The 16986-nt window shown below is 61.7% G+C and carries 25 protein-coding genes and 1 tRNA gene; 13 read left to right on the top strand and 13 right to left on the bottom strand.

What is annotated here, in order from left to right; translation table 11 throughout:
* The first annotated feature begins 75 nt into the window (after positions 1-75).
* The 5 genes from ACVJGD_RS06270 (at position 76) to ACVJGD_RS06250 (ending at position 5129) form a co-directional block, all read left to right on the top strand.
* Positions 76-315, top strand: coding sequence for a hypothetical protein (locus tag ACVJGD_RS06270; protein WP_456633538.1), 240 nt, complete (start codon positions 76-78; stop codon positions 313-315).
* 309 nt (positions 316-624) lie between these two features.
* The gene (locus ACVJGD_RS06265) at positions 625-3033 is read left to right on the top strand and encodes a phosphoketolase family protein (protein ID WP_456633537.1); all 2409 of its coding nucleotides are present in this window, start codon (positions 625-627) and stop codon (positions 3031-3033) included.
* 31 nt (positions 3034-3064) lie between these two features.
* Positions 3065-4246: an acetate/propionate family kinase gene (locus tag ACVJGD_RS06260; RefSeq protein ID WP_456633536.1), complete on the top strand. Its 1182-nt coding sequence runs from the start codon at positions 3065-3067 to the stop codon at positions 4244-4246.
* A 174-nt stretch (positions 4247-4420) separates the two neighbouring features.
* Positions 4421-4771: a hypothetical protein gene (locus ACVJGD_RS06255; RefSeq protein ID WP_456633535.1), complete on the top strand. Its 351-nt coding sequence runs from the start codon at positions 4421-4423 to the stop codon at positions 4769-4771.
* Positions 4772-4970: 199 nt separating this feature from the next.
* On the top strand, positions 4971-5129 hold the full coding sequence (locus tag ACVJGD_RS06250; protein ID WP_456633534.1) for a hypothetical protein: 159 nt from the start codon (positions 4971-4973) through the stop codon (positions 5127-5129).
* A 303-nt stretch (positions 5130-5432) separates the two neighbouring features.
* On the opposite strand, the gene ACVJGD_RS06245 is transcribed toward ACVJGD_RS06250, so the two are convergent.
* Complete coding sequence (locus ACVJGD_RS06245) at positions 5433-5570, bottom strand: hypothetical protein (protein WP_456633533.1); 138 nt, start codon at positions 5568-5570, stop codon at positions 5433-5435.
* 114 nt (positions 5571-5684) lie between these two features.
* Positions 5685-5981 (bottom strand): hypothetical protein, encoded by a 297-nt coding sequence (locus ACVJGD_RS06240; protein ID WP_456633532.1) that lies wholly within the window; start codon positions 5979-5981, stop codon positions 5685-5687.
* A gap of 58 nt (positions 5982-6039) precedes the next feature.
* Between ACVJGD_RS06240 and ACVJGD_RS06235 the strand changes: the two genes are divergently transcribed.
* The 3 genes from ACVJGD_RS06235 (at position 6040) to ACVJGD_RS06225 (ending at position 8559) form a co-directional block, all read left to right on the top strand.
* On the top strand, positions 6040-6495 hold the full coding sequence (locus ACVJGD_RS06235; protein ID WP_456633531.1) for a cupin domain-containing protein: 456 nt from the start codon (positions 6040-6042) through the stop codon (positions 6493-6495).
* A gap of 145 nt (positions 6496-6640) precedes the next feature.
* Positions 6641-8056: an HD domain-containing protein gene (locus ACVJGD_RS06230; RefSeq protein ID WP_456633530.1), complete on the top strand. Its 1416-nt coding sequence runs from the start codon at positions 6641-6643 to the stop codon at positions 8054-8056.
* Positions 8044-8559, top strand: coding sequence for a hypothetical protein (locus ACVJGD_RS06225; RefSeq protein ID WP_456633529.1), 516 nt, complete (start codon positions 8044-8046; stop codon positions 8557-8559). The genes ACVJGD_RS06230 and ACVJGD_RS06225 overlap by 13 nt, the downstream gene beginning before the upstream one ends.
* A gap of 148 nt (positions 8560-8707) precedes the next feature.
* Here the strand turns inward: ACVJGD_RS06225 and ACVJGD_RS06220 are convergent.
* The 5 genes from ACVJGD_RS06220 to ACVJGD_RS06200 form a co-directional block, all read right to left on the bottom strand.
* Positions 8708-8784: transfer RNA gene (locus tag ACVJGD_RS06220), tRNA-Pro, on the bottom strand.
* Between the two features lie 63 nt (positions 8785-8847).
* The gene (locus ACVJGD_RS06215) at positions 8848-9330 is read right to left on the bottom strand and encodes a DUF192 domain-containing protein (RefSeq protein WP_456633528.1); all 483 of its coding nucleotides are present in this window, start codon (positions 9328-9330) and stop codon (positions 8848-8850) included.
* A gap of 125 nt (positions 9331-9455) precedes the next feature.
* Positions 9456-10136, bottom strand: a complete 681-nt coding sequence (locus ACVJGD_RS06210; RefSeq protein ID WP_456633527.1) for a cold-shock protein — start codon at positions 10134-10136, stop codon at positions 9456-9458.
* A 195-nt stretch (positions 10137-10331) separates the two neighbouring features.
* A complete protein-coding gene (locus ACVJGD_RS06205; protein WP_456633526.1) occupies positions 10332-11093 on the bottom strand; it encodes an SIR2 family NAD-dependent protein deacylase in 762 nt (253 codons plus the stop codon).
* 103 nt (positions 11094-11196) lie between these two features.
* Complete coding sequence (locus tag ACVJGD_RS06200) at positions 11197-11442, bottom strand: hypothetical protein (protein WP_456633525.1); 246 nt, start codon at positions 11440-11442, stop codon at positions 11197-11199.
* A 185-nt stretch (positions 11443-11627) separates the two neighbouring features.
* On the opposite strand from ACVJGD_RS06200, the gene ACVJGD_RS06195 reads away from it, so the two are divergent.
* Entirely contained in the window at positions 11628-11816 is a 189-nt protein-coding gene (locus tag ACVJGD_RS06195) for a hypothetical protein (RefSeq protein WP_456633524.1), read from the top strand.
* Between the two features lie 54 nt (positions 11817-11870).
* Here ACVJGD_RS06195 and ACVJGD_RS06190 read toward each other — a convergent pair whose 3' ends face one another.
* A complete protein-coding gene (locus tag ACVJGD_RS06190; protein WP_456633523.1) occupies positions 11871-12224 on the bottom strand; it encodes a hypothetical protein in 354 nt (117 codons plus the stop codon).
* Positions 12225-12438: 214 nt separating this feature from the next.
* Between ACVJGD_RS06190 and ACVJGD_RS06185 the strand changes: the two genes are divergently transcribed.
* On the top strand, positions 12439-12639 hold the full coding sequence (locus tag ACVJGD_RS06185; protein WP_456633522.1) for a hypothetical protein: 201 nt from the start codon (positions 12439-12441) through the stop codon (positions 12637-12639).
* 91 nt (positions 12640-12730) lie between these two features.
* On the opposite strand, the gene ACVJGD_RS06180 is transcribed toward ACVJGD_RS06185, so the two are convergent.
* Positions 12731-12919 carry a hypothetical protein gene (locus ACVJGD_RS06180; RefSeq protein WP_456633521.1) on the bottom strand — a complete coding sequence of 63 codons (189 nt, stop codon included), beginning with the start codon at positions 12917-12919 and terminating at the stop codon, positions 12731-12733.
* 369 nt (positions 12920-13288) lie between these two features.
* Here ACVJGD_RS06180 and ACVJGD_RS06175 point away from each other — a divergent pair, with 369 nt between their 5' ends.
* Entirely contained in the window at positions 13289-13453 is a 165-nt protein-coding gene (locus tag ACVJGD_RS06175) for a hypothetical protein (RefSeq protein WP_456633520.1), read from the top strand.
* 91 nt (positions 13454-13544) lie between these two features.
* Here the strand turns inward: ACVJGD_RS06175 and ACVJGD_RS06170 are convergent, their stop codons facing one another.
* Entirely contained in the window at positions 13545-13775 is a 231-nt protein-coding gene (locus ACVJGD_RS06170; protein ID WP_456633519.1) for a hypothetical protein, read from the bottom strand.
* 507 nt (positions 13776-14282) lie between these two features.
* A complete protein-coding gene (locus tag ACVJGD_RS06165) occupies positions 14283-14492 on the bottom strand; it encodes a hypothetical protein (protein WP_456633518.1) in 210 nt (69 codons plus the stop codon).
* Between the two features lie 208 nt (positions 14493-14700).
* On the opposite strand from ACVJGD_RS06165, the gene ACVJGD_RS06160 reads away from it, so the two are divergent.
* Positions 14701-15153 carry a VOC family protein gene (locus ACVJGD_RS06160; RefSeq protein WP_456633517.1) on the top strand — a complete coding sequence of 151 codons (453 nt, stop codon included), beginning with the start codon at positions 14701-14703 and terminating at the stop codon, positions 15151-15153.
* Positions 15154-15286: 133 nt separating this feature from the next.
* On the top strand, positions 15287-15928 hold the full coding sequence (locus tag ACVJGD_RS06155) for a glutathione S-transferase family protein (protein ID WP_456633516.1): 642 nt from the start codon (positions 15287-15289) through the stop codon (positions 15926-15928).
* Between the two features lie 4 nt (positions 15929-15932).
* Here ACVJGD_RS06155 and ACVJGD_RS06150 read toward each other — a convergent pair whose 3' ends face one another.
* On the bottom strand, positions 15933-16178 hold the full coding sequence (locus ACVJGD_RS06150) for a hypothetical protein (protein WP_456633515.1): 246 nt from the start codon (positions 16176-16178) through the stop codon (positions 15933-15935).
* 105 nt (positions 16179-16283) lie between these two features.
* Entirely contained in the window at positions 16284-16973 is a 690-nt protein-coding gene (locus tag ACVJGD_RS06145; protein ID WP_456633514.1) for a GntR family transcriptional regulator, read from the bottom strand.
* Positions 16974-16986 lie beyond the last annotated feature (13 nt).

The raw sequence follows: 16986 nt of genomic DNA, 5'->3' as shown, positions 1-16986 counted from the left end.
TACCAATGGTTAGCTTTACCGATGTTGCCACAGGAACGTCATTCACCAGCCTTCATTGACGTGCAAGGAGTGCGGATGAAGAACGAGTTCGACAAGATCGACCGGACGCTGGACGAAATGCTGGTGAACCTCGGCGCCATCGTGCTCAAGCTCGCCGCGGTGTCGAAGACAGCCCCGGAGCTGCGCGCGCTGGCCCAATCCGTCCATCAATATGCCGTCTGTGCCGAGCGCTCGAGCGATCCACGAGTCCAGCGCCTGCGGACGGAACTCGAAGCGACCCTCCAGCCTCAACTGAAACTGGTCTCCAGCCGATAGCGCCGGCCGCATCGCGCATGGCGTTTGGCGGCACGCCCCTGGTCAAAAGCGCGGCATCGCAGTTTCGTCAAACGCCGCCACTATAAACTGACATTTCCCGCGCCGGAACGGCGCTGATCCGCGCTCGTTGTCATCGGACAGATGGCACAGATCTGGCGCGGTCGACGCATACTCTGACGGCGCCGGAATCGAGGATGGCTGGATGCGGTTGATTTGGCTCAACATCCGAGCCGCACCGGCATGGACAGTGGCGCGTCCCGCAAAGCCGTCACGATTGGCAATCGTCGCCAGGAAACAACGAGGCGTCCAATGCAAGATGCAAGCAGCCCGTCCGCCGTTCTCGATAGCACCGAACTCGATCTGCTTGATCGATACTGGCGCGCCGCCAACTACCTCTCCGTCGGCCAGATCTATCTGCTCGACAATCCCCTGCTCCGCGAGCCGCTTCGCAAAGAGCACATCAAGCCGCGCCTGCTCGGCCATTGGGGCACGACGCCCGGTTTGAATTTCGTCTATGCCCATCTCAATCGCCTGATCAAGCACCGCGATCTCAACGTCATCTATATCTGCGGCCCCGGCCATGGCGGGCCGGGCATGGTGGCGAATACCTATCTCGAAGGCACCTACAGCGAGATTTATCCTGACATCACGCGGGACGCCCACGGCCTGCGCAAGCTGTTTCGGCAGTTCTCTTTTCCCGGAGGCATCCCGAGCCACGCCGCGCCGGAGACGCCGGGCTCGATCCATGAAGGCGGCGAGCTCGGCTATGCGCTCGCCCATGCCTATGGCGCGGCATTCGACAATCCCGATCTGCTGGTTGCCTGCGTGATCGGTGACGGTGAAGCCGAGACCGGGCCGCTCGCCGCCTCCTGGCATTCGAACAAGTTTCTCAATCCCGCGCGCGATGGCGCGGTGCTCCCGATCCTGCATCTGAACGGCTACAAGATCGCCAACCCGACCGTGCTCGGACGGATGAGCGACGAGGAGATCCGTCATCTGTTCCTGGGCTTTGGCCATGAGCCGATGTTCGTCGAGGGCGACGATCCCGCGACGATGCACCGGCAGATGGCAGCCACGCTGGACGCGGCGACGGATCGTATCCGCGCCATCCAGCAGGCGTCGCGAGGCGCCTCGCCGTCGCGCGAGCGGCCGCAATGGCCGATGATCGTGCTGCGTAGCCCCAAGGGCTGGACCGGGCCGAAGGAAGTCGACGGGCTCAAGGTGGAAGGCTTCTGGCGCGCGCACCAGGTGCCGATTGCCGAGGTCCGCAGCAATCCAGGCCACCTTGCTGTGCTGGAGCAGTGGCTCCGCGGCTATCAACCGGAAACTCTGTTCGATGAGCAAGGCAGGCTTGTTCCAGAGCTGCAGGAACTGGCGCCGGCAGGCGCGCGCCGGATGGGCGCCAACCCGCACGCCAATGGCGGGACGCTGAAGCGCGAACTGGAATTGCCCGACTATCGCGACTTCGCCATCGAGGTCGCCACGCCCGGCGGCGTCATCGATGAAGCGACGCGAACCATGGGGAAATTCCTGCGCGACGTGATGCGGCGCAACGAGAGCACCCGCAACTTCCGCATCATGGGCCCGGACGAGACCGCCTCCAACCGGCTCGATGCCGTGTTCGAAGCGACCGATCGCGTCTGGATGGAGAAGATCGAGTCCTATGACGTCCATTTGTCCCGGGACGGCCGGGTGATGGAAGTCTTGAGCGAGCATCTCTGCCAGGGATGGCTCGAGGGCTATCTGCTCACCGGGCGACATGGACTGTTCTCCTGCTATGAGGCGTTCATCCACATCGTGGATTCCATGTTCAACCAGCACGCCAAATGGCTGAAGGTCTCGCGCAGCCTGCCCTGGCGGCGCCCGATCGCCTCGCTGAACTATCTGCTCACCTCGCACGTCTGGCGCCAGGATCACAACGGCTTCAGCCACCAGGATCCGGGCTTCGTCGATCTCGTCGCCAACAAGAAGGCGGACATCGTCCGCGTCTATTTCCCGCCGGACTCCAACTCGCTGCTCTGGATCACCGACCACTGCCTGCGCACCTACGACCGGATCAACGTCATCGTGGCCGGCAAGCAGCCCGCGCCGCAATGGCTGACGATCAAGGAAGCCGCGGTGCATTGCGCGGCCGGGATCGGCGCGTGGGCCTGGGCCGGAACGGAAACACCTGATAGCGACGTCGATGTGGTGATGGCCTGCGCGGGCGACGTGCCGACGCTGGAGACACTCGCCGCCGTCGACATTCTTCGGAAGCAGATCCCAAATCTCAAGATCAGGGTCGTCAACGTCGTCGACCTCATGGCCCTGCAGCCGCGCGAACAGCATCCGCACGGTCTCACCGACCGCGAGTTCGACACCTTGTTCACCCGCGACAAGCCGGTGATCTTCGCCTATCACGGCTATCCCTATCTGATCCACCGCCTCACCTATGCGCGTACCAACCATTCCGGCATTCACGTGCGCGGCTTCAAGGAAGAGGGAACGACGACGACACCGTTCGACATGGTTGTGCTGAACGAGCTCGACCGTTTCCATCTGGCGATCGAGGTCATCAAGCGCGTGCCGGGTCTTGCGGCGTCCGCGGCAACCGTCAAGCAGCACTGCCTCGACCGCCTGATCGAGCACGGCAAATATGTCCGCGAGCACGGCGAGGATATGCCCGATATCCGCGAGTGGTCCTGGCCGTATGGAACGGCCGCGAACGCCGGCGATTGACGGCTGATCGCAAGCGTTGAGGCTCAAGACGATGCCGAACGCCCTCCTCGTCATCAACGCGGGATCGTCCTCGATCAAGCTGGCGCTGTTTGCGAGCGACGGCTCACGCGAGCCCGCGTTGCTCTGCAAGGGCATGCTCGACCATCATCAGCATGAGCCGCAGATGATCGTGAAGGACCTGCAGGGCAACGTGCTGTTCGAGCGGCGCGCCGCAGCCGAAGCGGACGACGAGAGCTTCTTCGCCGATCTCCTGCGCTGGATCGACGAATTCCTCGCGGGTGGAACACTCGTCGCGGTCGGTCACCGCGTTGTCCATGGCGGTCTGAAGTTCTTTGAACCGGTGAAAGTGACGCCGGCGATCCTGCAGGCGCTGCGCGAGCTGACGCCACTTGCGCCATTGCACCAGCCGGCCAGCCTCGCCCCGATCGAGGCGATGCAGACGCTACGGCCGGAGCTGCCGCAGATCGCCTGCTTCGACACCGCCTTCCACCACAGCGTCGCACCGCCCATGAGCCGCTTTGCATTGCCGCGGCATTTCGAACAGGAAGGCGTGCGCCGCTACGGCTTTCATGGGCTCTCCTACGAGTTCATCGCGGGCCATTTGCGCGAGATCGCGCCGGACCTGGCGATGGGACGGGTGGTGGTCGCCCATCTCGGCAGCGGTGCCAGCCTGTGCGCGATGCGCAATGGACGCAGCGTCGATACGACGATGAGCTTCACCACGCTGGACGGGCTGATGATGGGCACGCGCTGCGGCGCGATCGATCCCGGCCTGCCCCTCTACCTGCAGCAACAGCGCGGGCTTTCGGCCGACGAGATCGAGCACCTGCTCTATTACGAATCCGGATTGCTCGGCGTGTCCGGGATCAGCGCCGACGTGCGCGTGCTCACCAACAGCGCCGATCCCCGTGCCGCCGAGGCGCTCGAACTGTTCGCCTTCCGCGCGGGCGCGGCGATCGCGGCGATGGCCCACAGCCTGGGCGGCCTGGACGCGCTCATCTTCACCGCCGGGATCGGTGAGAACAGCCCCGAGGTGAGGAAGCAGATCTGCGCCGGTCTCGGCTGGCTCGGCGTGGAGCTCGATGATGCCGCCAACAGCGCCAATGAGCTCAGGATCGGCGCAAGAACTGCGCGTGTCGCAACCCTGGTAGTCCCCACCGACGAGGAAGCGGCGATCGCCGCCCACAGCAAGGCCTTGGTTACAAATCGTTGAGAATGATGAGCGGCATCGCTGCAACTCTCGCGGCCGCGATCCAACAGGATGCTTCGCGCCAAAGGATTTGATGCGCGCGACGACGCCGCGCGAGATCGCAATTCCTACTTTTTACTTGCGCTGGGCCGGCCGAACGGACCGGCCGCGCTGTCTCGCGAAGACAGGAGTCTCGCCATGAAGAAACTATCCCTTCTTTGCATCGCCCTCGCCGTCGGCCTTTCGACCACCGCAGCATTCGCGCGCGGCGGCGGAGGCGGCATGGGGCACGGTATGGGCGCCATGGGGATGCACGGAGGCATGCCCATGAGCAGCGGCTTACCCATGAGCGGTGGTCTCCCGGTGACCGGCGGCGCTTTTGGAACCAGCCCAGCCACACCTGGCACCAACTCGCTCGGAACGGCGCTTTCGTCCGAGGGCATTGCCAATGGCCCCCAGAAAGGTCCGCTGCTTGGCACCGATCCCTCGCTCGATCGCGAAGATGCGAAGGTCGACAAGATGATCGGATCGATCTGCCGAGGATGCTGAAGCGGCCCAGGACGCTGCGGAGGGAACAACGCGCGGCGCCGCACGAGCGTTAAGGTTGATCGGTTAGGTTAAGACCAGGATCGTCTTGAGCGCAGTGGCCGCAATGGTAAAGCGAGTTCGCTGTAGCAGATTTGCGGCCTATGACCCAACCGGGCTAAATCGAGCTTTCTTTCCGAGAGCCAGAATTGCAGGTGACATCATGTGGAACGGCCGCAAGAACGCAGTCATCGGGCTCAGCGCGCTATTCGCATTCGTCCTGCTTGAATTGTCCGCAGCAATCGCTGCGGTCGGTGCGGTGCTCGAATTGGCCATTGGCATCGACGTGCCGGTTTTGCCGTTCCTTACGTCCAACGACTAAGGTGTCCGCGCTCCCCTGAAGGGAGTGCGCTGCACCCTCGGATTTCCGCTGCGACTGTATGTGGGCGCGGTACCGACAATGTGCGATTTGGCAACCGCAACCGTTGCTGGCAAACCAAGACGTCGCCTACTATGCTCCGATGCTGCGAGCCCCGCCGCGATTCTTGAATTCCTTTTGGAGCCATGAATGTTCAGAACGTCCTTGATAATTCTGTCATCCCTCGCCTCAATGATTGCTTCGGCCGCCGCCCAGCCTGTCACCTGCAGCGGCTCCTTGCTCGATCCATCCGGATCCGCGCCCTCGTCAAAAACTGCGACGCTTGCCCTCGGTCCGCCGGTTTCGATCGATACCGGGAATGGCCCGCAGCGCGCTTCGATCGTCAGCAACAACAGGATTCAGCTCAAATTCAGAACCAAGGATTTCACGGGCGAGTATTTCCACTACACCGGTGATCTTTTCCTGATCTACCGATCAGGACATCTCGCTCGGTTGATGTGTCGGCGTTGAGCAAAGAGCACGGCCGCGCGGTCATTTGCTCGCTCTTTGCCGCCGCGGCTATTTTTGCTCTGGCCGGCTCGAGCCCGTGATCTGAGCGCGGTGGTGCTTCCACATCCCGTAAGGCGCGAAAACATAACCCAGCAGCGCCCAGCAGATCATCCAACTTATCGCCGCCCACTCCGGCAACTGCACCACCCCTCTTGCGAAGAGCGGCACGAACATTCCAGCAAGCCACAGAAGTGTAAACCTCAGCGCTTTGCCCCAACCGAGGTTGTTCGAGACATAAGCCCAATAGGCTCGCAAGTACTCGCCGAGATCCCGCATTTTCTTAACCTGGCATGCAATCGCGCGCATCGACGCTAGCGGATATGCTGGCGCGCACAAGCCCGGTCGCTAACCGCTGGAAAGACCTATGCCCAAGATCGATATCGCCGCCGTGCCGAAACGCAAGGGCTCCGGCTACCCGCCGCCATTCGACGCCGCCTGTGCCGAACGCGTGCGGCAGCGGTTGGGCAACGCCGGCGGGCTCACCGACTTCGGCGTCAATCTCATGCGCCTGCCGCCGGGCAATTGGTCGAGCCAGCGTCACTGGCATTCGGCCGAAGACGAATTCGTCTATGTGCTCGAAGGCGAACTAACGCTGATTGAAGATGCCGGCGAGACGCTGCTCCGCGCCGGCGATTGCGCGGCGTTTCCAAAAGACTCCGGCAACGGCCACCACCTGATCAACAGATCAGACGCCATGGCGGTCTATCTCGAAGTCGGCTCACGCTCGCCGGCCGACATTACGATTTGCTCGGACATCGACATGATGAGTTCCAGCGCCGACGGCCGGTTCGTGCACAAGGATGGCACGCCCTACCCTTAGGAGCCGATACCAGGTCAGCGGTCGGGGCACGCGACGCGTCAGAACCGAAAATTAACCGTACCGGCTGAGGATTTCTAAGCTGAATTGACATGTTCTCTTTTTGTTCTATGCTACAACTGTGCTGCAAAGGCGAGATTCGTCCGGAATGACTAAGCAGCAACGGATCCGGGATCCTCTACACGACCTCATCGAGTTTGATGTGGAGAGATTGCAGATCGAGCGGGTGCTTTGGCGGGTACTCCAGACGCGTCCCTTTCAACGGCTCCGGAGAATAAAGCAGCTGGGATTTTCGGACTTTGTGTACCCAGGCGCAACCCACTCGCGGCTTCTTCACAGCGTGGGTGTTTTTCATACCGCGAGGCGTTTGATGACAGTGGTCGACAAATTTGTGCACGCGAAAGATCAAAAAGCTTTCCAGGCGCTCGCCGCAGCATTGTTGCACGACGTAGGACATGGTCCGTTCAGTCACGCTTTTGAGGCGGTCGGCGAGCGCTTCGATTTGAAGATGGCGCACCACGAAACCGTGAGCGACGCGTTAATTCGCGACAGTGAAATCACGCCGCTTCTGCGTGAGGAGATGGGATCCGGTTTCGCGAATGACGTTGCGGATATGGTGACCGGCAGCGGTATGCGCACCATCTACTCTGCCGTGGTCTCTAGTCAATTTGATGCGGATCGCCTCGACTATATGCGCCGCGATCGCCTCATGACTGGCTCTCAGCACGCTGGTATCGATTTCGGATGGCTCGTTGAAAATCTCGAGGTCGCCGAAGTGGACCATAGTGTCGGCGAGACCCGCCTCCAGCCGGTGCAGACATTCGTGCTTGGTCGCAAGGCCATCTTCGCGGCTGAAGCGTACGTTCTCGGGTTATTCCAGCTCTATCCCACAGTCTACCTCCATAAGGCGACGCGTGGAGCTGAGAAAATCTATGTGGAGTTACTCGCGCGGACCTTTACCCTCGTGAGAGACGGTCATATCGACAAAACCGGACTGCCGCCGAAACATCCACTCGTGAGATTCGCTCAATCCCCCGACAACATCGAATGCGCGCTTGCTCTCGACGATACCGTCATCTGGGGAGCACTCTCTCTCATGGCGGAAGCTGATGACGTCTGCATCAGCGTCCTCGCCCAACGGCTGCGAGATCGCAAGCTCTACAAGTGCATCGACGTTCGCACGAAAATTGCCCACGATAGAAGTGATGCAGACGCCTTATCCGAGACCGCCGATAAGGTTTGCGAAGATATAAAAGCTGAGATCACGAAGTATTTGGACAGCCGTTCCGAGAAGGAACCGGGATGCCCACCGAGGATCTTGGTCGATGAAGCAGAACGGTCACCCTACAAGAAGATGTTTCCCGAAGATCCCAAAGCCCCGCTCAATCAGGTGAATATCCGGACTGAGGGCAACCGCTTAGAGGATCTCGCCAAACGATCGGAAGTGGTATCAAAGCTCGGCACGTACAAATCGTTTCGCGTCTACCATGCCGAGGATGATCAAGACACGAAGACCAAGCTGATTGACATCATGGACGCGGAGATACGAAAATGGCAGGCCTAAACGAAGCGCAGCGAGCCGCCGAAATCGTACGTGATGCGGGCGGCCAAATTGTAGGCCGTACGCGTCTACAAAAGATCGCGTATATCTTGGAAGCTGTTGGGCTCGGAGCGGGCTTCCCGTTCCGCTATAAACATTACGGTCCGTACTCCGAGCAACTCGCGGATGCTGCACAGACTGCGCGCATTTTCGGGATGCTGAACGAGCAAGAGACGCACGCCGCATGGGGCGGTGTGTATTCGATCTACCATTCGTTGCTCCCGCCGGAAGTTCGAGTGCCTGAGGCGCGCCTACGGCTTGCGCAAGAACTGGTCAGTGCCGATGCTGTGGAGCTAGAGCTTGCAGCTACGGCGTTATTCTTGGCATATGAGCGTTTTCAAGATCCGTGGGGCGAGACCGCGCGGCGCAAACCCGACAAGGCTGAGGGCGGCAGGCTGCAACGTGCACATCAGCTTTACCAACGTCTACGTTCTGTTCCGACCCCAAGGTCATTGCCATCCATCTGATCAACCGCAAAGCGCGATACTCGATTGAGAACGAGATCAGTCCGAATGAACCGGTGCGGCCGATCGCTTGAAACGGGACCCCAAAGGGGCCCGAACACTGCCACGCCAAAACTGCAACGCCGCTAAGTGCTTAATAATACAATATTTTTGGTCGGGGCAACAGGATTCGAACCTGTGACCTGCAGTACCCAAAACTGCCGCGCTACCAGGCTGCGCTATACCCCGAGCAATCCGCAGGCGATGTCGATACACGGTTAGACGGGCGCCAGCAAGCCGCTCGCCCGCCGCCTATTTGCCGTTGAATAGCGGGTGCGCTACCCGGTCGCCCGGTTTGATTCCGTATTTCTGCGCCGTGCCTGCGACCACCTCCAGCACGCCCTTGGCGAGCCCGCCGGAGGAGATGATCTTGGTCGACAACGGCTCGGTGTTCTCGGCGATCCGCAGGATGCGGCCATCGGCGCGGATGAAGATCATGTCCAGCGAGACGTAGGTGTTCTTCATCCACATCGAGACCTGCTGCTCCGGCGAGAAGTCGAACAGCATGCCTTTGCCGTCGGGCAGTTCCTTCCGGTACATCAGCCCCGTCGTCTTCTCCTCCTCGGTCGTCGCGAGTTCGACGGAGAAGACGTGCACGCCGTTCTTGGTGACGATCTCAAGCGGCTGGACCGTCGCGGCCCTTGCGGCCGGGCTCGCGATCACACCGAGCAGGAGGGCGAGCGACGCAAACAGGCCAACGAGCAGGCGATGCCCGGCGACACGATCGAAAGTCATGGCAACAGCACTCACGGGAAATCAAACCGCGGGGAACCTAACCCGACGACGGCGGCAATGGCCATAGGGCAAAGACTGGATGCCCACCATCCGGCTCACGTTTGCGTTAGAGCCGGAATGGGAAATCAGTGCGATGACAACGCCGACGGGCCGGTCTCGGGGTGAATCTCGGCCGCCATCATGCCCTTGGAGCCGGGCCCGAACCGCACCAGCACATATTGGCCGGGGCGCAGCTCGGTCATGCCGAAGCGGCGCAGCGTTTCCATGTGCACGAAGATGTCGGGCGTCCCTTCGCCGCAGGTCAGGAAGCCGAAGCCGCGCAGCCGGTTGAACCACTTGACCTGCGCCCGCTCCAGCCCGCTGGTCGGGGTGACCGTGACATGGGTCCGCGGCGGCAGCATCTGCGCTGGATGGATCGCCGTCGACTCATCCATCGAGACGATGCGGAAGGCCTGGTAGCCCTTGGCGCGCTGCACGCACTCAACCACCACGCGAGCGCCCTCGTACGCCGTCTGGTAGCCGTCGCGCCTGAGCACGGTCACGTGCAGAAGCACATCGGGCCAGCCATTGTCAGGAACGACGAAGCCGTAGCCTTTCGAGGCATCGAACCATTTGATGACGCCGGAGATCTCGACGAGGTTGGCCGCGGCATCGCCAAGGCCGGAGAAGGCATCCGCCACGGGATCGCGCGGCGCTCTATCCGAATATTCGCCTGGCCCATATTCACTTGGCCCAAGCCTACCCTGCCCGGCGCCGCCCGAAGGCGGGCCGCCGAGCTTCTTGGACTCAAATCCGTCCGACCCCATGACCCCGGACCCCGCACATCATCTGCAACCCGTCTCTCTGCGACGGTACCTACCAGCACGTTGTTGCACGACCGCTCATGAACAACGCGCCGAATCTCGAATCAAAAGATAACACTCCCGCTTGCGCCGCATAGATAAAAAACGAATCCGGCGGGAACTATGAACAGGCTTGCACAACCGCGAATCAATTGAGCATCAATTGCCTACGAATGGCCCAAGGGTCTCGCCGATGTCGTGCCGGATCACGAGATCCGCAATATCGTCCTGCTCGGTCGGCTCGTTGTTGATGATCACAAGCCTGGCACCGCAGTTCTTCGCCATCATCGGAAATCCCGCCGCGGGCCACACCACCAGCGAAGATCCGATCGCAAGGAACAGGTCGCAGTGCTGCGCAAGTTCCGTCGCCCGTCGCATCGCATCCTCCGGCATCGCCTGGCCGAACGAGATCGTTGCGGTCTTGATGGGATCGCCGCAGTCGGTGCAATCGGGCGCACCGCCGTTCTCATCAAAGCGCTGCTTCACCCACGGCAACTCGTACGCCTTGCCGCAACCGATGCAGCGGGCATAGGTCGTGTTGCCGTGCAGCTCGACCACATGATCCGACTTGAAGCCGCTCATCTGATGCAGATTATCGATGTTCTGGGTGACGATCGCCGGAACCTTCCCCGCGCGATAGAGCGAGGCGAGCGCGCGGTGCCCGCGCCCGGGCTTCGCCGCCGCAAAGGTCGGCTCGATCGCAAAGCGCCGCCGCCACGCCTCGTCGCGCGCGTCGGAACTTGCGACGAACTCGTCGAAGGGAATTGGCCGGTTGCGCGTCCACAGCCCGCCGGGCGAGCGGAAGTCGGGAATCCCGCTCTCGGTTGAAATGCCCGCACCGGTGAACGGAACGATGGTGGAGGCGTCGGCGATCAAATTGCCGAGCGCCTCGACGCCACTGCGCAGATCTTTTGCAATCACGTGAGAAACCCGAGTTGGCCGCAAGCACTATAGCACGGCCAACCGGAGCGAGGGACCGAACCTGCCATGCAGGTGTCAGGCCGCCTTTGTCACGCCGGCTTTGTCACGCCGCTTTGGCGACCGGCTCCTTCGCCTCTTGCGGCTCCTTGACCTCGTCGCTCTTCTTCGCCTTCGCGACGGGAGCGGCATCGGACTTCTTCACCGGCTTGCCGTATTGGGCAAGCTTCTCCAATTCCGCTTCGAGTTCGGCGCGGCGCGCGGCGACCTTCTCGAACAGCTTGTCGGTCGCGTGCTCGCGCAAGCTTGCGAGCTCTTCGATGCTCAGTGAATCCAGATCGATCTTTGCCATGATGGCCTCCCCAGTTTCCCTTTTGGGCTAGCGGGGCCGCGGAGGGGCGACAAGCAGCGGAGGAGCCTTATCCACCGCCTTCGCTGCCCATCATCTCACCACAATCCTGCACCGGCTCCTCCCCATTGGCGCCCCAATGGGAAGGCGAATTCGCCCGCATGACACTACGATTACAGGGATGGGCCATGACCGAAAACGCCATGACCGAGAAGGACGAGCGGCTTGCACGTGAACGCGAGGAGATCGCCGCTCGCATCGCCAGCTTCAAAGCGACCCAGCAAAAGTTCGAACGCGAACGCCAGGAATACTACGACGACACGCTCGGCAGCGCCTGGCACGGCTATCAGCGCGCGTCGGTTGTTGAGACCGATTAGGAGCTCGCAGCCCACGCGGAGTCAAAAGCCCGGGGCGTCGCCCCGGGCTTTTTGTCACCAGTAATAGGGGCGCCAGTAGGCGCGCCGATAATACGGTCCGCCCCAATAGGCGTAAGGGCCACCGCCGTAATAGCGTCGGTACCCGTAACCTCCATAATAGGCCGGGTAGCCATAGTAGCGCGGGCCATAATAGCCCGGGTAATAGCCGCCGTAACCGTAGCCGGGGCCGTAATAGTAGGGGCTGGACGCTGCGGCGGCGCCCGCAATCAGCGCGCCCGCTGCGAGACCGAATGCCAACCCCGGACCTGCGCCCCGCCAACCCCAGCCGCCGCGCCAGTACGCCTCGGCCGGCGAACTCATCGCGCCGACCGTGGCGACCGTAGCCAAAACTGCGAGTGCCTTTTTCATCCTCGCCTCCACACATTCATCCGGCGCTCCAACGCAGAAATCCCCGATTGGTTGCATCCGGAACCGACGGGAACGTTGCCGCAAAAGGCATTTTGCAGCGCTCGGCGCGGGCCCTGTGCCCTCGAGCTATGCAACTCGGCCGGACCACCCATGGATTGGGCGCAGGAACAAAACACCACCTCTGCGCGTATTGTGCGGAGAAGGGGTATGGCCCATGCCGGTCTGGCTGGAAATTCTGATCAACATCATCGGCTATGGCGGGTTCATCGCCATCGCGATGTATCACCGGTCGTCGAGCGAGAAATTGCCGGAGCGCGACTCTCCCGCTAGATTCTTGTCTGACGCATTTTCTTCACGCCAACCGGTGCCCATTCCGCATCAAGTGCGAGACGGGTTTCGCTTGAGAGCGTTCTAGATCATGATCCAAGGAATCGGATCATGATCTCATCTCTTTGTTTGAGCAGGACCTTTTCGGAAGACCGGTTTCCACTTTTCCTGATCATGCTCTAATTCGCCTTGCGCGGCTCACCCGCGGTGCGCACCAGGCGATCGGCCTTCACCAGCACACGTCCATCGTCCGTCTGCGGTCGCAGCGAAAAGCTGATGGCGACGAAGGCGAGGCAAAACAACAACCCCACCACCATCACGCGCCGGTGAGTCCGCCTGTCAGCATTGTGAAACGAAGGGATCATCATGGCTCGGGTTCCGCGCCTGTTCCCTATGCGCAACCTCCGGTGATCGCAACGCGATACTGCGCTTAACCTAACTGAATAGCGTTATCGGCTGCGCCGAAAGGGATCGTTAGGACACGGTGCACCCGGACACCATTCTGGCGGTAATTAGTGCCTCTCGTCCCCAGGTTATCCGCAGCAAATCCACAGCGCACTGGATCAGCCTTTACGAAACGATTTCACGATCTTGCTGCGCAGCGATCCACATTCGCCGCCCCCTGCTCGCGATCGGAGTTCCCGGACGGCCGGACAACCGAATCCTGCCTCTGTTAACCGAACCTCTTTAGAAAGCGTAAATGCGAAGCTGCGAGTTTTAGGCAGGAGGTTGCCGTCATGGTCATCTACCCCGTCCCTGTCGCGGTGACGCAGGCGAAGGTCCAACTCGTCATCGACGAGACTGCCAAAGCACCGCCGCATCAGATCAATGCCGACGTCCAGAATGTCATCGACGCCCAAGCCCAGGCCGAACGCGAGGCATTGCTGGACCGCAAGGCGTAGCTAGCACTCGGAGGGGCGCCGCCTTCCACTGACGTGGCGACAAGCGCCGCCGCGTTCTCCTGGCGCCAGCGCCAAAACTGCGCGCTCGCGCTCAGTCGTTCGATTTCGGTCCGCCGTGGTAGCGGTGGGCGTCGGCATCGGTCATTTGCGGCACCATCTCCTGATCGAACGCGTTGAGCGTATCGTACGCCTGTTGGTCGATGTAGGCCCGTTGGTCGGCAGCCGCCTCCTGCCGCGGCGTTGCGGCGCCCGAACGTGCGAACGCCTGTCCGGAGGTTGCGGCCACTGCGACGATCGCGGTGGCCAGAATGATCCTTTTCATGAATCTGCTCCTCGCTGAGTGCCGTCGCCTCGAACCCAACATGCGCATGGCGGCATGGCAGCGCGATGCAGGTTCAAACGCTCGTGTAAAAAGGTGAGATCAGAACATCGGGCCATTGCCGCATGCGGTATTCCGCCTCGATCACTCACGTGACAGCCCCCGCGGGAACGCTTCTGGCCCTCACGAATTGAATGAGCATCAGGAAGTGCCGGTAGGACACTCCCCCTGCCGCCTACCGGCTAAGAAACCCCGCGATACCCCCCGTCGCGGGGTTTTCTTTTGAACCTATTTGCACGCCGACAGACATAGTGGAACTGGGGATTTCAGGGCCCAGTATTTCGCGGCAGCGTCGCCCGGAGAACATACTCCTCTAGGCGGCGCTGTTGCTTTTTGAAAATTCAACCTTAAGTTAACACCTGAAGCTGACGGCTCGCGCCCTGAATCCCCAGTCCGTCAGCCTGAAAGCCCCGTGCCCCCACGCGCGGGGTTTTCCTTTTTCGGACTCGCTCACGACAGCATGGCAATGATCGGCTGCACCTGCACAGAGGCTGACGCGACGAGGCCATCGAAGGACGTTTGGCCGTGGGCTGCGGCCTTCAGAATACATTCGGCCACCGCCGCCTTGACGCCGAACACAGACTGATCGGCGGGAATCTTCGACATGACCGCTTCCAGCGCGGCCCGCATGGTCTCGATGAGTTCAGGACTGTATGGCATCGCAGTCTCCCGGCGCGCCGAAAATAGTCGGAGCGCCCCTGCCCGCCACTCACAAGCCTGAGACTCACGACCATGTGTCGTTGCAGTTACTTAATGAACTCCGGCCGAGGTCGTGAGAGGGCTGCCCCTCGTCCAATTTGCTGCTACTTTCTACCCTGTCGTGCCGATACGGGCGGAAATTCTCACAAGTCTCAGAGGGACAACAAACATGCGTTACCTCCACACCATGCTGCGCGTGCGCAATCTCGACACCGCGATGAAATTCTACCAGGACGCGCTGGGGCTGAAGGAAGTGCGCCGGACCGACAGCGAGAAGGGTCGCTTCACGCTGGTGTTCCTGTGCGCGCCCGAGGATGTCGACCAGTTGAAGAACCTGCCGAGCACGCGCGGCGCGCCGCTGGTCGAGCTCACCTACAACTGGGACGAGGAGAAATACGGCGAGGACCGGTATTTCGGCCACCTCGCCTACGAGGTCGACGACATCTACGCGACCTGCGATCGGCTGATGAAGCTCGGCATCACCATCAACCGTCCGCCGCGCGACGGCAACATGGCCTTCATTCGCTCGCCGGATCTGCACTCGATCGAGCTGCTGCAGAAGGGCGATCCGAAGCCGCCGGCCGAGCCGTGGCTGTCGATGCCGAACACCGGCCACTGGTAGACCTCGCGCAAACCATGACAATAAAATCAGGTGCCGCTCAGCGGGCCTGATTTTTGCTGGTGCGGGATGATCGGGATCGCGCTTTCTGCTATTTGGCCGTCAACGCGAACAGCAAGGGATGGGAGACAGACGCGTGGCGGAAAAATATCAACTCACGGTTTGGGGCCGGGCCAACTCGGTCAACGTGCACAAAGTGCTGTGGTGCCTCAGCGAGCTCGAGCTGCCCTATCACCGCATCGATGCCGGCATGCAGTTCGGCAAGAACGACCAGCCCGATTATCTCGCGATGAACCCCAACGGCCGTGTGCCGACGCTCGTCGACGGCAGCTACACGCTGTGGGAATCCAATTCGATCATGCGCTATCTCTGCCTCGCCTATGGCGAGGGCTCGCCGATCTATCCGGCCGCGCCACGCCAGCGCGCCGGCGTCGACCGCTGGCTCGACTGGACACTGTCGACGCTGCAGCCGGTCGACCGTCCGGTGTTCTGGGCTCTGGTGCGCACGCCGCCGGAGAAGCGCGATATGGCTGCGATCCAGAAGGACGCCGATGCCGAAGCTGAAGTGTGGCGCATCGCCGACGCGCAGTTGGCGAGCCGGCGCTTCATCGAAGGCGACGGGTTCACCATCGCCGACATCGCAATTGGCGCCTTTGCGCGGCGCTGGTTCGGCGTCGAGGGCGTGACCAAGCCGAGCCTGTCCAACCTCGAGCGCTGGTTTGCCGAGATTTCCGCGCGCCCGGGCTTCGTCCAATTCCTGGCGCCGCCGATGTCGTGAGGGTTCAGCGCCCGCCGGTCGCGACGCCGCCGCCGATGCCGATGGCGCCGCCGATCTTGATGCAGGTGTCGGAGCCCTCGATTCTGACGAAGCCCGCGCCGAACTCTGCGCACGGATTTGGCCGCGCGGCTCTCTTCAGCGGGAGCGGCTTTGTGGAAGCCGCTGCTTTGCCGGATTTCGGTCGGCTTGGCTGCTCGGCGAGCGCGATTGCCGGCAGCAGCGCGAAGATGAGGATCAGCGTCTTTCGCATCCGGCCTTCTACCGCGCGAAGGCGGGAACAGCCAGCGCATCATGAGACCAGGTCGAACCGCATCCGTGGCCGGGAGATTCTAGCGCAGGCGTAGCCCTGACGTGACTAGCTGGACGGTCGCCTCAATTGCCCCGTCGAATCTGCAAGACTCGCAAGGTAGTGCGCGGCATCACTAATGTCGGCGACGATCTCGCGTTCGGCGCCATCGGCGTCACCCGCCATGATCGCCTTCAGCGCCGCGGTGTGATGATCCCAGCCCTTCAGCAGGACCACATATTCGGGGATCACGTAGGACAGCACCGGCCCGCAACGCAGCCACATGTTCTCGATGGTCTCGACAAGCAGGGGGATGCCCGACATCGCATAAATGCCGAAGTGAAACTTGCGGTGATGTTCGAGATAGCTATCGAGCTTGCGAGCAGAGATCAGCGACTGCATCGTCGAGAGCCGCTCTTTCAGCTTTCGCAATGCCGCCTCGTCATGCCGGCGCAAGGCGGCCTCCCGCGATGCGCGGCCCTCCAGGGCACAACGCACCACCGTCAGGTCCGAAAGCTCGCGGCGGGACAGATGCGGCACGATCGCAGAATTGCGCGGCCCCTGTTGCAGCACGCCTTGCGCCACCAGACGGGTGACGGCGTCGCGTACCGGCGTGATGGAGGTGCCGAAACTCTCGGCCAGCGAACGCAGGGTCAGCACCGTGCCCGGCTCGAACCGACCGGCCAGCAGGGCATCGCGCAACTGGGCGTGCGCGAGGTCCCACAGCGGTTCACGCTCGATTCGCTTCAATGCCGTCATACGACGCTCGCTA

The sequence above is a fragment of the Bradyrhizobium sp. USDA 10063 genome, from assembly GCF_054063735.1.
The sequence above is the reverse complement of the archived record's forward strand: the minus strand, read 5'-3'. Positions and strand labels throughout refer to the sequence as shown.

What these genes read in the sequence shown, in the direction of transcription:
- ACVJGD_RS06270 (WP_456633538.1), top strand. Translation starts at nt 76, where the DNA reads ATGAAGAACGAGTTCGACAAGATCGACCGGACGCTGGACGAAATGCTG.
- ACVJGD_RS06265 (WP_456633537.1), top strand. Translation starts at nt 625, where the DNA reads ATGCAAGATGCAAGCAGCCCGTCCGCCGTTCTCGATAGCACCGAACTC.
- ACVJGD_RS06260 (WP_456633536.1), top strand. Translation starts at nt 3,065, where the DNA reads ATGCCGAACGCCCTCCTCGTCATCAACGCGGGATCGTCCTCGATCAAG.
- ACVJGD_RS06255 (WP_456633535.1), top strand. Translation starts at nt 4,421, where the DNA reads ATGAAGAAACTATCCCTTCTTTGCATCGCCCTCGCCGTCGGCCTTTCG.
- ACVJGD_RS06250 (WP_456633534.1), top strand. Translation starts at nt 4,971, where the DNA reads ATGTGGAACGGCCGCAAGAACGCAGTCATCGGGCTCAGCGCGCTATTC.
- ACVJGD_RS06240 (WP_456633532.1), bottom strand. Translation starts at nt 5,981, where the DNA reads ATGCGCGCGATTGCATGCCAGGTTAAGAAAATGCGGGATCTCGGCGAG.
- ACVJGD_RS06235 (WP_456633531.1), top strand. Translation starts at nt 6,040, where the DNA reads ATGCCCAAGATCGATATCGCCGCCGTGCCGAAACGCAAGGGCTCCGGC.
- ACVJGD_RS06230 (WP_456633530.1), top strand. Translation starts at nt 6,641, where the DNA reads ATGACTAAGCAGCAACGGATCCGGGATCCTCTACACGACCTCATCGAG.
- ACVJGD_RS06225 (WP_456633529.1), top strand. Translation starts at nt 8,044, where the DNA reads ATGGCAGGCCTAAACGAAGCGCAGCGAGCCGCCGAAATCGTACGTGAT.
- ACVJGD_RS06215 (WP_456633528.1), bottom strand. Translation starts at nt 9,330, where the DNA reads ATGACTTTCGATCGTGTCGCCGGGCATCGCCTGCTCGTTGGCCTGTTT.
- ACVJGD_RS06210 (WP_456633527.1), bottom strand. Translation starts at nt 10,136, where the DNA reads ATGGGGTCGGACGGATTTGAGTCCAAGAAGCTCGGCGGCCCGCCTTCG.
- ACVJGD_RS06200 (WP_456633525.1), bottom strand. Translation starts at nt 11,442, where the DNA reads ATGGCAAAGATCGATCTGGATTCACTGAGCATCGAAGAGCTCGCAAGC.
- ACVJGD_RS06195 (WP_456633524.1), top strand. Translation starts at nt 11,628, where the DNA reads ATGACCGAAAACGCCATGACCGAGAAGGACGAGCGGCTTGCACGTGAA.
- ACVJGD_RS06190 (WP_456633523.1), bottom strand. Translation starts at nt 12,224, where the DNA reads ATGAAAAAGGCACTCGCAGTTTTGGCTACGGTCGCCACGGTCGGCGCG.
- ACVJGD_RS06185 (WP_456633522.1), top strand. Translation starts at nt 12,439, where the DNA reads ATGCCGGTCTGGCTGGAAATTCTGATCAACATCATCGGCTATGGCGGG.
- ACVJGD_RS06180 (WP_456633521.1), bottom strand. Translation starts at nt 12,919, where the DNA reads ATGATGATCCCTTCGTTTCACAATGCTGACAGGCGGACTCACCGGCGC.
- ACVJGD_RS06175 (WP_456633520.1), top strand. Translation starts at nt 13,289, where the DNA reads ATGGTCATCTACCCCGTCCCTGTCGCGGTGACGCAGGCGAAGGTCCAA.
- ACVJGD_RS06170 (WP_456633519.1), bottom strand. Translation starts at nt 13,775, where the DNA reads ATGAAAAGGATCATTCTGGCCACCGCGATCGTCGCAGTGGCCGCAACC.
- ACVJGD_RS06165 (WP_456633518.1), bottom strand. Translation starts at nt 14,492, where the DNA reads ATGCCATACAGTCCTGAACTCATCGAGACCATGCGGGCCGCGCTGGAA.
- ACVJGD_RS06160 (WP_456633517.1), top strand. Translation starts at nt 14,701, where the DNA reads ATGCGTTACCTCCACACCATGCTGCGCGTGCGCAATCTCGACACCGCG.
- ACVJGD_RS06150 (WP_456633515.1), bottom strand. Translation starts at nt 16,178, where the DNA reads ATGCGAAAGACGCTGATCCTCATCTTCGCGCTGCTGCCGGCAATCGCG.
- ACVJGD_RS06145 (WP_456633514.1), bottom strand. Translation starts at nt 16,973, where the DNA reads ATGACGGCATTGAAGCGAATCGAGCGTGAACCGCTGTGGGACCTCGCG.